This is a genomic window from Erythrobacter litoralis HTCC2594 (genome assembly GCF_000013005.1).
In the GTDB taxonomy this organism is placed as follows: domain Bacteria; phylum Pseudomonadota; class Alphaproteobacteria; order Sphingomonadales; family Sphingomonadaceae; genus Parerythrobacter; species Parerythrobacter litoralis_A.
The window spans coordinates 67,501-80,575 of record NC_007722.1 but is presented as its reverse complement, the minus strand read 5'-3'; the positions used below and the strand labels follow the sequence as shown (position 1 = coordinate 80,575).

At 62.9% G+C, this 13,075-nt stretch carries 8 protein-coding genes, 1 tRNA gene and 2 rRNA genes (1 of these 11 cut by a window edge); 3 read left to right on the top strand and 8 right to left on the bottom strand.

What is annotated here, in order from left to right:
- Positions 1-16: 16 nt before the first annotated feature.
- Positions 17-1,510, bottom strand: a complete 1,494-nt coding sequence (locus tag EL2594_RS00315) for an MFS transporter (RefSeq protein ID WP_011413028.1) — start codon at positions 1,508-1,510, stop codon at positions 17-19.
- 124 nt (positions 1,511-1,634) lie between these two features.
- Here EL2594_RS00315 and EL2594_RS00310 point away from each other — a divergent pair, with 124 nt between their 5' ends.
- Positions 1,635-3,173 carry an acetyl-CoA acetyltransferase gene (locus EL2594_RS00310; RefSeq protein ID WP_041685441.1) on the top strand — a complete coding sequence of 513 codons (1,539 nt, stop codon included), beginning with the start codon at positions 1,635-1,637 and terminating at the stop codon, positions 3,171-3,173.
- Positions 3,174-3,185: 12 nt separating this feature from the next.
- Here EL2594_RS00310 and EL2594_RS00305 read toward each other — a convergent pair whose 3' ends face one another.
- Together EL2594_RS00305 and EL2594_RS00300 are read right to left on the bottom strand one after the other, a co-directional pair.
- Complete coding sequence (locus EL2594_RS00305; RefSeq protein WP_233994291.1) at positions 3,186-3,653, bottom strand: potassium channel family protein; 468 nt, start codon at positions 3,651-3,653, stop codon at positions 3,186-3,188.
- A complete protein-coding gene (locus EL2594_RS00300; RefSeq protein WP_011413025.1) occupies positions 3,650-5,590 on the bottom strand; it encodes a DUF4231 domain-containing protein in 1,941 nt (646 codons plus the stop codon). The genes EL2594_RS00305 and EL2594_RS00300 overlap by 4 nt, the downstream gene beginning before the upstream one ends.
- A 196-nt stretch (positions 5,591-5,786) precedes the next feature.
- Here EL2594_RS00300 and EL2594_RS00295 point away from each other — a divergent pair, with 196 nt between their 5' ends.
- Together EL2594_RS00295 and EL2594_RS00290 are read left to right on the top strand one after the other, a co-directional pair.
- Positions 5,787-7,751: a TIR domain-containing protein gene (locus EL2594_RS00295; protein WP_011413024.1), complete on the top strand. Its 1,965-nt coding sequence runs from the start codon at positions 5,787-5,789 to the stop codon at positions 7,749-7,751.
- Between the two features lie 28 nt (positions 7,752-7,779).
- A complete protein-coding gene (locus EL2594_RS00290; RefSeq protein WP_155805897.1) occupies positions 7,780-8,025 on the top strand; it encodes a hypothetical protein in 246 nt (81 codons plus the stop codon).
- 74 nt (positions 8,026-8,099) lie between these two features.
- On the opposite strand, the gene EL2594_RS00285 is transcribed toward EL2594_RS00290, so the two are convergent.
- The 5 genes from EL2594_RS00285 to EL2594_RS00265 form a co-directional block, all read right to left on the bottom strand.
- The gene (locus EL2594_RS00285; RefSeq protein WP_041685435.1) at positions 8,100-9,332 is read right to left on the bottom strand and encodes a pyridoxal phosphate-dependent decarboxylase family protein; all 1,233 of its coding nucleotides are present in this window, start codon (positions 9,330-9,332) and stop codon (positions 8,100-8,102) included.
- Positions 9,333-9,353: 21 nt separating this feature from the next.
- Positions 9,354-11,390 (bottom strand): serine protease, encoded by a 2,037-nt coding sequence (locus tag EL2594_RS00280; protein ID WP_011413021.1) that lies wholly within the window; start codon positions 11,388-11,390, stop codon positions 9,354-9,356.
- A gap of 174 nt (positions 11,391-11,564) precedes the next feature.
- A tRNA-Met gene (locus EL2594_RS00275) sits at positions 11,565-11,641 on the bottom strand.
- Between the two features lie 264 nt (positions 11,642-11,905).
- Positions 11,906-12,020: ribosomal RNA gene (gene rrf, locus EL2594_RS00270) — 5S ribosomal RNA — on the bottom strand.
- A gap of 125 nt (positions 12,021-12,145) precedes the next feature.
- Positions 12,146-13,075 (bottom strand): 23S ribosomal RNA (locus EL2594_RS00265); it runs 1,857 nt beyond the window's last position.

Below are 13,075 nucleotides of genomic sequence, written 5' to 3'. Positions count from 1 at the left end.
GACGTAGCGGAAGGCGTCAGCCGGGCGATCCGGCTTCAGGCGAATCGCGCACGGTCTGCGCATTTAGCCTCGCTTCGCGCGCCGCCAGTTTTTCGACGTTGGCGCGATGCGATGCCTCCGTGATCGGGTAGAACAGCAGCAGGAACGTGCCGATCGCCCAAAGGCCGACGACCAGAGGCACGTACCAGACAATCAGGCTGTTGCTGATCGCCTGGCTGACTCCGAGCGGGTCGGCATCCTCCGGAAAATTCGCGGCCTGCAGCACGATGCCCGACATCAGGATGCCGAGCCCGGCAGAGGCCTGGGTGGTAAAGCTGTTGACGGAGAAGAAGACGCCCGCATTATGCCGGTCGCTCTTCACCGCAAAATCCTCGATTGTGTCCGCGATCATGCCGGAGGAATTCATCAGCGAGGTCGCGATCATCGTGTGATAGATCGCACCGACGATGAAGAGCGCGGGCAGCAGCATCGGATCGCCTTTGGGATAGAACAGGCCGAAGAAGGTCAGGATCAGCGGCATCACACCGATGCAGATCCCGCCGAAGCCCATCGCCATCGCCGCATTGCGCTTGCCCATCTTGCGGGCGAGGATCGGCGCGAGCGGCACCGCGCATGTCGCCGCCACCAGCTGCTCGACCGTCAGGATCGCAAGTTGACCGGCATTCAAGCCGAAGATGAAGGTATTGAAGTAGATCGTGCTCGATACATACATGCCGATCGCGACCTGCTTCGACAGCGAATAGCCGAAAATGGCAAGGAAGGGGCGGTGCGCGAAGGCCGATCCCATTTCCCGCAAGTGATCCATCGGCGAAAGCTTGCTGGCACGCTCGCGCACCTGCCTGAGGTAGGGAATGCGGCTCCTGGTGCCGAACGCACAGGTCAGCACCGCCAGGGCGATGAGGATGCCGCCCGTAATCGCGAAGCCGACATAGCCCTCCGGATTGAGCTGGCCGCGCGGGTATTCGGGCGTTTCGGCGAAGAAGACCGCGAGGCAGAAAGCCCCGAACCCGAAGGCGCCGATATAGCCGAACCAGAACCGCAGCGCAAAGATACGGGTGCGCTCGGTGTAGTCGTCGGTCAGCTCTGCCCCGAGCGCGCTCGAAGGTATCTCGAACAGGCTCATGCAGGCGCGGGTCAGGCTGGCGAGGCAGAACACCCAGACGCCCATCCCGAAATCGGACAGACCATCGGGCGGAAACCAGGTGGCGGCGAAGAACAGGCCGGCCGGAACAGCGGCGGCGAACAAGAAGGGATGGCGCCGACCCAGCCTGCTTCTCGTCCGGTCGCTCCACCGGCCGATCAGCGGATCGGCAATGGCATCGATGAGCAGGGTAAGGAAAATCGCCTGCGAGACGATGTCGACCGGGACGCCGAGGACCTGGTTGAAATAGAGCAGCAGATAGGTGCTGAAAGCGGTGGTCTTGATACCGCTCGCCATCAGGCCCGTGCCATAGAGCCACCGCGTGCGCGTAGGCAGCGGCGGCAATCCAGTTGCGCTGATGTCGGTCAAATGGCGGGGGCCTTTTTCTCTCTCCAGTTCGGGAGCCTAACGGGTTGCGCCGCCAGCACAAGGCCGCTTGTCGAGAGGCGTGCGAATTGCTTTAGCGATGACGATCAGAGGAGAAAGCCGCGCGATGCCCACCAATCCCGAGCATGTCCCCGTCATCATCGGTGTCGGCCAGATCAACGACAGGCCGGCGGACCCGCGCGAAGGGCTCGATCCGGTTGGGTTGATGGCGGAGGCGCTGAGACGCGCGGATGCGGACGGGGGCGGAGGCTGGCTCGAGGATTGCCAGTCGCTCGGCATAGTTGGCCAGATTGCCTGGCCGCAGATCAACCCGGTCGCGGGCAAGGTTGCCGAGGCATTGGGGATAGATCCGGCGCATGTCGAGGAAACTACTCCGCATGGCGACAACCCGATCCGCTTGCTCAACGAAGCGGCCAACCGCATCGGCGCGGGCGAAGCGGTCATCTGCGCGGTTACGGGTGGCGAAGCACTACGGACGGCGGGCGCGCTGGCGAAGATGAAGGCGGCAGAGGAAGCCGCGAATAGTCCCGAAAAAGCTAAGCCGAAAGAGCACGACGCGCTGCGAGACGCATCTCACCGCCGCAAGCTTGGCTATGCGCAGAGCTACGGCCTGGTGGTGCCGGTAGACGTGTATCCGCTCTACGAAAACGCTTTCCGCGCGGCGCAGGGCCAGACGCTGACCGAAGGACAGGCCGAAAGCGGGGCGATCTGGGCCGGTTTTTCGCAAGTTGCTGCGCGGACCGAGGCTGCGTGGATTCGCGAGCCACGCCAGGCGGAAGAAATCATCGAGCCAACTGCCGACAACCGACCGATCGCCTTTCCCTACACCAAGCTGCAGGTGGCCAATTCCGCCGTGAATCAGGGTGCGGGCTTCATCGTCACCAGCCTGGCCGAGGCGCGGCGGCGCGGAGTGTCGGAAGACAGGCTGGTCTTTGTCGGCGCGGGGGCCAGCGCCTTCGAGCCCGACAGCATCCTGGCGCGCGACAGCTACACGGCCTCGGCGGGGATGGAGACCTCGATCCGCAAAGCCATGGAACTGAACGCCGTCCCCGCCGACGATCTCGACCATGTCGAGCTATACTCCTGCTTTCCCTGCGTTCCCAAGATGGCGCGGCGCACGCTTGGCTGGCCGCTCGAGAAGCCGATGACGGTCTTCGGCGGGCTTACCTTCGGCGGCGGACCGATCGGCAACTACATGAGCCACGCGGTTGCCTGCATGGTCGAAAAGCTGCGCGGCGGCGGCACCGGCTTGCTGTTCGCCAATGGCGGTTATGCCACGCACAGCCACACCATCGTGCTGAGCGCGCAGCCCATCGAGGGCGTCGGCTTCCCGCAGGATTTCGACTATAATGACGCGGCTGAGAAGGCGCGCGACGATGTGCCGCCGCTCGACAAGACCTACAGCGGTCCGGCGACGATCGAAACCTACACCGTCCACTACAAGCGCGACGGATCGCCGCGTGTGGGCACCGTCGTCGCACGCACCCCAGACGGCGCCCGAACCCTCGCGGTGGTACCGCCGGAAGACGCGGCGACGATCGCGCTCCTTACCGATGGAAAAGTCGAACCGGTCGGCCAAAAGGGCCGAATCGTTCGCGCCGGTCATGGCGAATGGGACGGCATGGGCGTCTGGAACACGGCTTAAACTAACGATCGCCTAATCGTTTTTGGTCGTCCCGAAATCGTCCCGTGCAACCTCTTCCGGCACCCGCCAGTAGCGCTCCATCTTGAGATAGGTGAACGAGGCGGTCCAACCGACCAGCACCAGCCCGTTGAGCGCCTCGATCCCCGACACCAGGCGGATATGGCCATGCGGAAAAAGGTCGCCGATACCGAGCGTGGTGTAGGAGGTGATCGAGAAGTAGAACATGTCCGCAAAGGCCGGGTTCTCGACCCCGCCGACGTCGCCCATCGTGCCCTGCGCGTCCATCCACAGATAAGCGAATGCATAGAGCACGACCTGCACCAGATGCGAGACCATCGCCACCGCAAGCACCACGATCATCCTCGCCCTCGGATAGATCGGCAGATCGACAATCCAGTTCGAGGTCGCGCGCAGCGCTTCGTAATGGATTGCGATGGTGAGCGCGATCAGGACGAAGGAGATGCCCAGGGCTTCGATCATGCCGGTATCGTCGTCCTTTTGCCGCTGAAGACCGCCTGCCATGCCTGGATCTCGGAAAAAACGATATCGTCGGTATCGTGCACGACCCGCGCCACACGTCCGAGATCGAGGCGTTCCTCTGGAGCGTTGAGCAGGGTGGCGATCCGCTGGGACACATGGCCCAGCCGCCGCGCGGTTACGTCGGAAATATCGGCGAAGCGTTCGAAATCGGCGAAATAGCGGATCGCCGCGATCGCGCCGCCCAGAGTCGGCAGCGCCACGGCGGCTACGGTGAACCATTTTGCCGCCTTGTCGAGCCAGCCGGGATCGACCATGCCCCGCCCCGCAAAAAAGGCCAGCAGCAGATAACTGGCGACCGTAATGACAGCGAGGATGAACGAGATCTCCGAAATCCGGTCGAGCTTGTGACGGACGCGGTTCAATCGCGCTGCCTTGTCCAAGTGATAGTCGCGCTGCGGGTCGACGTGATGGTCGCGCAGGAACTCCAGCACACCGCGCAGGTAGGAGCTGTCGACCCTTACTTCGGGCAGTCCCACCGCGCGCAGGGCATGACGCGCATACCATTCGGGCCAGGACGTGCGCACGCCCTGCGGCCAATGGCCCGGCGGGCGGGCGATTCCGAGCGCGAGCAGGAAGGGGCTGTGGCGCAGATACTCCGCCGCGCGCCGCGTTTCGAACCAGCGCCCGTGGACGCGGCGCTTCGTTGCGAGCGCGGTATTCCCGATGATGACGACCAGCAGGATGAACTCGGCCAGAGCGAAGATCCACTTCTGGGCGACGTCGACAAGCGGCAGGTAAAAGATACCGACGATGATCGCCATCGCACCGAGAATAAAGTTCCACACCATGGAGGAGCGATAGCGATCGGCGAGGCGCGACGAGATTGCATCGGTCCAGGCAAAGCGCCTGAGCACTTCGCGCTCGACACGCGCGGGCAGATCGCCGTCGGCGCCGGGTAGCGTTGCGAGCCCCGTCAGCATGGCTTTCTGGCTGCCCTCGCCGATCTCGCTCGGCAATTCGTATCGCATCGCGATCCAGCCCACCTTGTCACGCCACCGGGATGTGCCGAAGAAGGCCTCGATCCGACGGTAGGCGTGGCTCCAGAAGCTGCTGGTGCCGTGCCAGCAGATCGGAGAGATCGCTTCCAGACCCGCATGGCTTTCACGCGACTTGGCGAGATCGATATCGACCGCCTGCCGCACGCATTTGGTAAGCTCCGCAGGCGAATCCTTGTGGCGCGCATGCCCGGTGGCCAGTCCTTCGGCTGACCGGAAGACCTGCCACTGCTCCGGATTGCCCGGATCGATCCACACGACCGGACAGCCGGTCTCCAGCGCCGCCGAAACCGTGTGGCCGGTCCCGCCGACAGAATCCACCGACTGCCCGTCCCATATCGCGATGACGAGATCGGACTGCTCGACCAGCACGGTGCCGGCCAGCGCCGCGCGGCGGGCGGCGGCGAGCTGGAATTTCTCCAGCGCCGATCGATCGTCCGGATGATCGAGCGCAGCCAGCAACAGTTTGCAAATCGCCTCATCCTCGTCCGCCATCTCGAACAGGCAAGCTTGATCTGCCAGTAACTCGATATTCTTCGCCCGATCGGCAACCGTCTGATCGGCGACCGGTTCACCGGCGAGCAGGGCCTTGGCATCGGCCGCAGTCGCAACACCGGAATTTATGGCCGCATTGAGCTTTCTGCCGAACGGCAGGGGCGTCACCAACTTCCAAGAGCGCTCGAGCGCCGCATTGGCCGCCAAATGATCCGCGCCGTCGGCGAGCAGGGTGACCAAAGCGGTCGTGCATGTGCAACCGGTTCCGCCCGCCTGCAATGCAGCATCGATCTTCGCGAAGATGTCTTCTATCACCGCCCGCAGGCGTGCTGAGTTCTCGGGAAAGGACGGGTGCGAGCTGCGATGGCCCGTGACGCCGACCACCATGCAAGGATCCGGAACGGGCGGCTCTTCCGCTTCCGCAATCGAAACCCTTGTTCCAGCAGCTGTCATCGGCCCACCCCCGCGCGCAGCCCGCGAACCTAGTGAATCACCCGGCACCCGGCAAGCGCCGGAAAATTCGACACGATGCACGAACTGGAGTAATTCCGTCGGGCCACAGGTGGGAGGGCAAGGCCGGGCAATGGAACCGACCGACGACAAGAGCGGCGAGAGCATTCCTGCGCAGGAGGCGCCGTGGGCGTTCGTCAGCTATTCGCGCGAAGATCGCCCTGCCGCGCTGAAAGTCATCGAAGCGCTGAAAGCCGCGGGCATCGCAGTGTGGTGGGACGGCCTGCTGGAAGGCGGCGCCCGCTATAACGAAATCACCGAAGACAGGCTCGAAAACGCCTATGCGGTCATCGTCTTGTGGTCGCATGCCTCGACCAAGTCCCATTGGGTACACGACGAAGCCATGCGCGGGCGCGACAGGCATTGCCTGGTCCCGGCCTCCATCGATGGCAGCGAGCCGCCGCTCGGTTTCCGCCAATTCCAGTGTGTCACTTTGGCATCGAAGCCGGGGCCGCTCGATCCGGCGGGCCTCGCCGATCTGGTGCAAACTGTGCAACGCATGCATCCCGACTCACGCGAGGGAACGGCTGCGCATTTCGTCTCGCATCCGGCGCCGTCTCCCGATACCGGTCGTTTCAGCGTCGATCGTCGCTTGGCGATAGGCGGCGGTATAGCCGCGCTGGCCGGTGTCGGCGGGCTTGCAGCCTGGCAGTTCGGTGTGTTCGGCGGCACCCGCAGCAACAGCATTGCCGTCTTGCCGTTCGAAACCATCGGCGGCGGCGAGGACCAGACCTGGTTTGCCGACGGTCTGGCTGCCGAAATCCGCGCGCGGCTGGCCCAGAACCCCTTGTTGAAGGTCGCGGCAAAGGCTTCTTCCAACACCTTCCGCGAAACAGAAGCCGACGCGAAGGAGATCGCCAGCAAGCTCAAGGTGGCATTTCTGCTTAACGGCGACGTCCGCCGTGAAGGCGACCAGTTGCGCGTGACCGCCGCCCTTACCGACGGAAGCACCGGTTTTACCGAGCGGCAATTGAGTTTCGACCGCGCCATCGACGGGGTGTTCGAGATCCAGAGCGCGATTGCCGCAGCCGTGATCGCGGAACTCACGGCCCAGATCGAAGGTCGCAATACCGGCGAGCAGATCGGCGGCACCGACAACGTCGCGGCTTACGAAGCGTTCCTGCGCGGCAACGAATTGTTCGACGCCGGGACCGACCAAAACACCGATCGGCAAGCGCTTGCCAAGTTCGAAGAAGCGGTCGCGATTGATCCCGGCTATGCCGCTGCCCACGCCGGCAAGAGCCGCGCCATCTCGGTGATCGGCAACCTCTACACCGCACCGGAAAACCGCGCCGAAGTGTATGGCTCTGCAGCCGAAGCGGCGCGCGAAGCCGTGCGCCTTGCGCCGGAGTTTGCCGACGGCCACTCCGCGCTCGGCTTTGCCTTCGCCAACCGGCTCGACATGCAGGCGGCGCGCGACCCTTACGAGCGCTCCTACCAACTTGGCGCAGGGGATGCGGAAATCCTCAGTCGTTATGCGAAATTCCGCTCTCGAATCGGAGATGCGGACGGCGCCAGTGCAGCCATCGAGCGCGCGGTCGGCCTCGATCCGCTCAATGCCCGGGTGTTCGTTTTCTACGGCAATATCGCCTATGCCGCGGGCAGGTACGCAGAAGCGATCGATCACTTCGACGAGGCCAGGGCGCTGCAGCCGCAGCTATCGAGCTACCACTATTCGAAAGGCCTGGCCCAGCTCGAACTGGGCGATTTCGAAGCCGCTCGCGACTCCTTCGCCGCCGATCCTTTCTTTGTGTGGCAGAAAACCGGCGGAGCGATCGTCGAGCACAAGCTTGGTAATACCGCGGCGGCGAAGGCGCATTACCAAGCGCTCAAGGCCGAATATGGCGACGAGAGCAGCTATCAATACGTTCAGATCCTGTCGCAATGGGGCGATATCGAAGGCGCGCTCGCGGCGCTGGGCGAAGCCGAGCGCCTGCGCGACAGCGGGCTCGTGTGGCTCTATTACGACCCGCTACTTGCGCCGATCAGGGAAACCGACGAGTATCGCGCGCTGATAAAGAGATTCGGGTTCGTTTGAGGGACGCATCACGGAGAGGGGAATGACGATGAAGACACTTGTGAAATTTGCCGCACCGGCAGCGGCGGCCCTGCTGCTCGCAGCCTGCGCCGAGCCCGCGGCGGAAGAAGAGGCGATGGAAGATACTGCCGCTGACCAGACCGCCATGGAAGAACCCACCGACGTTGGCGCAATGGAAGAGGGTACCATGGAAGGCGAAGCCGAAGGCGCGATGGAGGCCGAAGAAGCCACCGCCGAAGCCGACGAGTTCACCGGTCCGCGCGAAGAGCAGTAAGCACTTCCGCGACGCGCACACTACAGCGGGGCCGGAGCAATCCGGCCCCGTTTTTATATTCGGGCTGCAACGTGTCAGTTGTAACGCGCTTCGACCTGGGGCCCTTCCTTGCCGGCCGCGACAGTTTCTAGGCCTGCAGCAAGATCCACCAGGTAATCGTCGATGACTTCGGCATGCTTGGGCGAAAGCATCAGGTGCAGAGCAGGCGGCTCGATGGTCAGCGAGGTGAACCAGCCCTTGCGGTACATTTCGCTGTAGATCGCGTAATTGTCGTGTTCGGGATGGCGGAACGCAATCAGCCCGAGCAGCGGATTGCCCAGCACTTCGAAGCCCAGCTCGCGCACGCCAGCCTCCACGCGCTCGCGAGTGGCGCACACGAGACCCTGTTTCTCGCGATAGCCTTCGACGCCCAGTACCTGCATCACAGCCCAAGCCGCGGAAATGGCTCCGCCGGGCCGCGTGCCGGCCAGGGTCGGCGTCTTCATCGGCGCGCCGCTCCAGTCGCGGTTCTCGAACGGCATATGATTGTAATACTCTTCCGAGCGGAACAGCACGGTCGACGCGCCCTTGGCGGCATAGCCGTATTTGTGCAGGTCGGCGCTCATCGAACGCACGGCGGGCACTTCGAAATCGAAGGGCGGAACGTCGACACCGTTCATGCGCGCAAACGGCGCGAAATAGCCTCCGACGCAGGCGTCGGTGTGCAGCCAGATGTCCCGCGCCTGCGCCACTTCGCCGAGCGTCATGATCGGGTCGACGATGCCGTGCGGGAAGTTGGGGGCCGAACCGACCATCATGATCGTCGCTGCGTCGCAAGCCGCATCCATCGCCGCTGGATCGGCCTCGTAACTGCCGTCGTCTTTCAGCGGCACGCGGCGCACTTCGATGTCCATCAGATGCGCTGCCTTGTCGAAGGCCGGGTGCGCCGATTTCGGCAGGACGATATTGGCGGGCCCGCTCAGGCCCTTTTCCGCCCGCGCGAAATCGCGCGCGGCCTTGACCGCCATTGTGATGCTGTCGGTCCCGCCGGAAGTCATCGCCCCTGCCGCACCCTCGGGACCGCGCAGCAGCGACAGTGCCATTTCGATGACCTCGCGCTCCATTTGCGCGAGCGAGGGAAAGGCGAGCGGACCGAGGCCGTTCTCGGACATGTAGAGCGCATACGCTTCGTGCTGGACTTCGGCGATATCGGGACCGGCATTGAAGACATACACCGCCGTCTTGCCATCGCGCCACTTGGCGTCGCCGGCGCCGCGATCGATCATTTCGGCACGCACTTCGGCCCAGTCCCGGCCGCGTTTCGGCATCGTCATCGCAATCTCACTTCGTCAGGGAATCCGGTGCTTGCCCGGAACACGCGCGGCAACCTTGGCACGTTCGATCCAACTGCGAAAGTTGGCGATGCGCGTATATGCGGTCGGCATGCCGGGTTGTGCGCAGCCGATTCCGGCGGACACTATGCCGACCAGTTGCCGACGTCCGCCGACCCTCCGGGTTAACGGGCCCCCGCTGTCGCTGAAGCATGCTCCGGTCCCCTCTCTCGCGGGAAGCGTGCAGACGATGTCGGCAGAAGCGTAAACGCTCAGTTGCCGATGGCGCGTGCAGGTCGATGTCGCGCTCGTCTTGAGCGGCACTTTCATCAGCTTGGCGGCATTGCGCTGGGTGTTGCCTTCCGCATCGACCAGCGAGTCGCCGCCCGGCGTGGCGGCGCTGGTGAAGCCCCAGCCCGTCATGTCGACGGCGCTATTCTGCGGCAACCTGCGGCCCATAGGCGCGAGCGGGGCTGGTGCAACAAGGCCCTTGCCAAGAAGCCGGTCGAGACGACGGTCGGTCTTGATCCGCAGCAGCGCGATATCGGCTTTGTCACGCCGCTGCCGGTAGCGACTGTGAATGACCATGGACTCGATCGGGAAATTGCTGCCACCGACCCGGATGTCGAGCGTACCGAGGCGGACCTGATAGTCCCGCAGCCCGACTTTATCGACGCAGTGCGCAGCGGTGAGGATGTAGCCGTCCCCGATATAAGAGCCGCCGCATTTATGCGACTTCTCGAAGTTCAGCCGCCGCCCTCCGCCGGGGCTGAGCACACCCGAAAAACCGGTCGGCGAACCGGCACGCGGCGCGAATAGTTGTGCCTGCCACAGTCCCTCCTCCCGAGTGGCCTGCCCGCCGCCGACTGGCGCCACCGCATTCCACGCGTCGGTGAAGACCTTGAACTCGACGAGCCCTGTCGTCAGCGGTCGATCGCCGACGATGCGATAATTGCCGCGCATCGTCTCGCAAACGCGCAACTGGATTTCGGTCGTGCAGAGATCTTGCGGCAAGGGGTCGCCGGGGCGGATTTGCCAGATGCGGGGATCAAGAATGTCGGGCGAGGCGATGGCGATGACCTGGTAGTCTCCGAACTCCTCCATCCGCGCAGGGGCTTCATAATTGTCGCCCACGGTAAATGCGGAAAGCTCCTCGCCCCCGGGCCCGATCTCACGCACCCTTGCTATCGGCACCGTGGCGAGATGGACGATGGCGCGATCGGGGGCGACAGCGAGAAAGGTCATTTCGCTACCGGGGAGCGAATCTTCACCGACCGCGCGGATGTAAAAGGGTTTGAAATAGAGCAACATCGGGCGATCGCCGCGTTCCTGCACCGGGCAATATCCTTCCGGAGCGGGATCGTTGGACACGCATAGTTTGAGAAATCCGCCTTGGTCGTTGACCAACCCCAGAAGAGCATGATGGCGCGCGACGGGCGCCATGGCGGCCTGCAGGCGCGAGATCAGATCCGCGCCGTCGGCAGGCCCGAGGTCGACCGGCACCGGCACATCGAGGCCCCAATGCGGTACTTTCGGTCGCGCGGGATCGGGAAAGTTCCCCTTGCCACGCAAATCGTTCCAGGAGACGCCGGTCTCCGGATTATGGAACACCATGATGTCGGCAATATCCATCGCCTCGGATGGCAAGCGCGAATGCGAACGGTCGAATTCGCGCCGCTTGATCCGCGCGAACAGCAGGTCCTGATAATATTCGGGGTTGGGGACGACTTCGAACTCGGCATCGTCCTCATCGCCGATCGCCCAGCCCGGCTGCGCCTCGATCGCAGCGACGATTTCTGCGCGCCGCTCGACAATGTCGGGCGAAATTCGCACCAGCGTCGTGATAAAGCCGTTGTGCGGGAAAGAGGAGTCGAAGGAGTCCGGGGCTTGAGCCTCGTTTACCGGTTCTGCGTCTTCCGGCTCGGGCGGACCGGGCTCCGTCATCGCTGAATTGTCGACGTCGGCCGACCCTTCAACGACCTGCGCCGAGGCCAGGAACGGCCACGCCAGCAGCAATCCGGTCGCAAATACAGCCCAGCGCGCTGTGACCATCATCCCCTCCTGTGTGCTCGGGGTGTCTTATCGCATCTTTGCGATGGGACAAAACGTGCGCGGCTGGAACTGATGACAGTGCGGCTGGCCGCGTTGGTACAGTGTAGCGGTGAACACGCACAAAAAAGGCCCCGCTGAGATCAGCGGAGCCATTGTTTGAATGATCTCACGAGACGGTGGTTGCGGGAGTTGGATTTGAACCAACGACCTTCAGGTTATGAGCCTGACGAGCTACCGGACTGCTCCATCCCGCGGCACCGTCATTTCCTGGCTTCAAGCGCCAGCGGCTGCATCAGCAGCCTCGGCTTTCCTCGCTCATGCGATCTGCGATCGCGTCGCTGCGGACGGCCGGTCGGCCTTGCGGACCCTTCGGGTCCGTCTGACCGAACCCCCGAGACATGACCTCGGAGATGATCGGCGCCTCATGCGTCCAATGACCAGAGACGCCAAAAGGGCCGCCCTTACGGGTCAGCCCTTCGACTTGTGAATGGGTTTGTTCCACGCTCGCTGGCCATAATGCCTCGCGGTGACCTACTCTTCCAGTGCTTGAGCACTAGTACCATCGGCGCTGCCTGGTTTCACGGCCGAGTTCGAGATGGGATCGGGTGGGTCACAGGCGCTAGGACCACGAAGCAATAAAGCCAGCGTGCGGGTTTAATCGATGCACCTTGGGTAAGGTGTTATTCAGTGGGCGATCTGGCTGTGAGAATCCTCCTCAATGCCAAGCCTATTCAGGCCTGTCATTGACAGTGCAGACTCTCAAGCGCGATCAGAACTATTAGGACTGGTTAGCTTCACGCGTTACCGCGCTTCCACACCCAGCCTATCAACGTCATGGTCTATGACGGTTCGAAGATACCTTATCTTTAGGGAGGCTTCCCGCTTAGATGCTTTCAGCGGTTATCCCGTCCATACATAGCTACCCAGCGGCACGCCTGGCGGCATGACTGGTACACCAGAGGTATGTTCACCCCGGTCCTCTCGTACTAGGGGCAACTCCTATCAAGTATCGACGCCCACGGCAGATAGGGACCAAACTGTCTCGCGACGTTCTGAACCCAGCTCACGTACCACTTTAATTGGCGAACAGCCAAACCCTTGGGACCTGCTCCAGCCCCAGGATGTGATGAGCCGACATCGAGGTGCCAAACGATTCCGTCGATATGAGCTCTTGGGAATCATCAGCCTGTTATCCCCGGCGTACCTTTTATCCGTTGAGCGATGGCCCTTCCACGAGGGACCACCGGATCACTATGACCGACTTTCGTCTCTGCTCGACTCGTCAGTCTCGCAGTCAGGCAGGCTTATGCCATTGCACTCTCGCAGACGGTTTCCAACCGTCCTGAGCCTACCATCGCGCGCCTCCGTTACTCTTTAGGAGGCGACCGCCCCAGTCAAACTACCCACCACAGAGGGTCCCTACACCGGATAACGGTGCGAGGTTAGACATCAGAAAACAGCAGGGTGGTATTTCACCTATGGCTCCACTTGGACTGGCGCCCAAGTTTCAAAGCCTCCCACCTATGCTACACAACTCTTTCCTAATGCCACTCTGAAGTTGCAGTAAAGGTGCACGGGGTCTTTCCGTCTAACCGCGGGTACTCCGCATCTTCACGGAGAATTCAATTTCGCTGAGCATATCCTGGAGACAGTGGGGAAGTCGTTACGCCATTCGTGCAGGTCGGAAC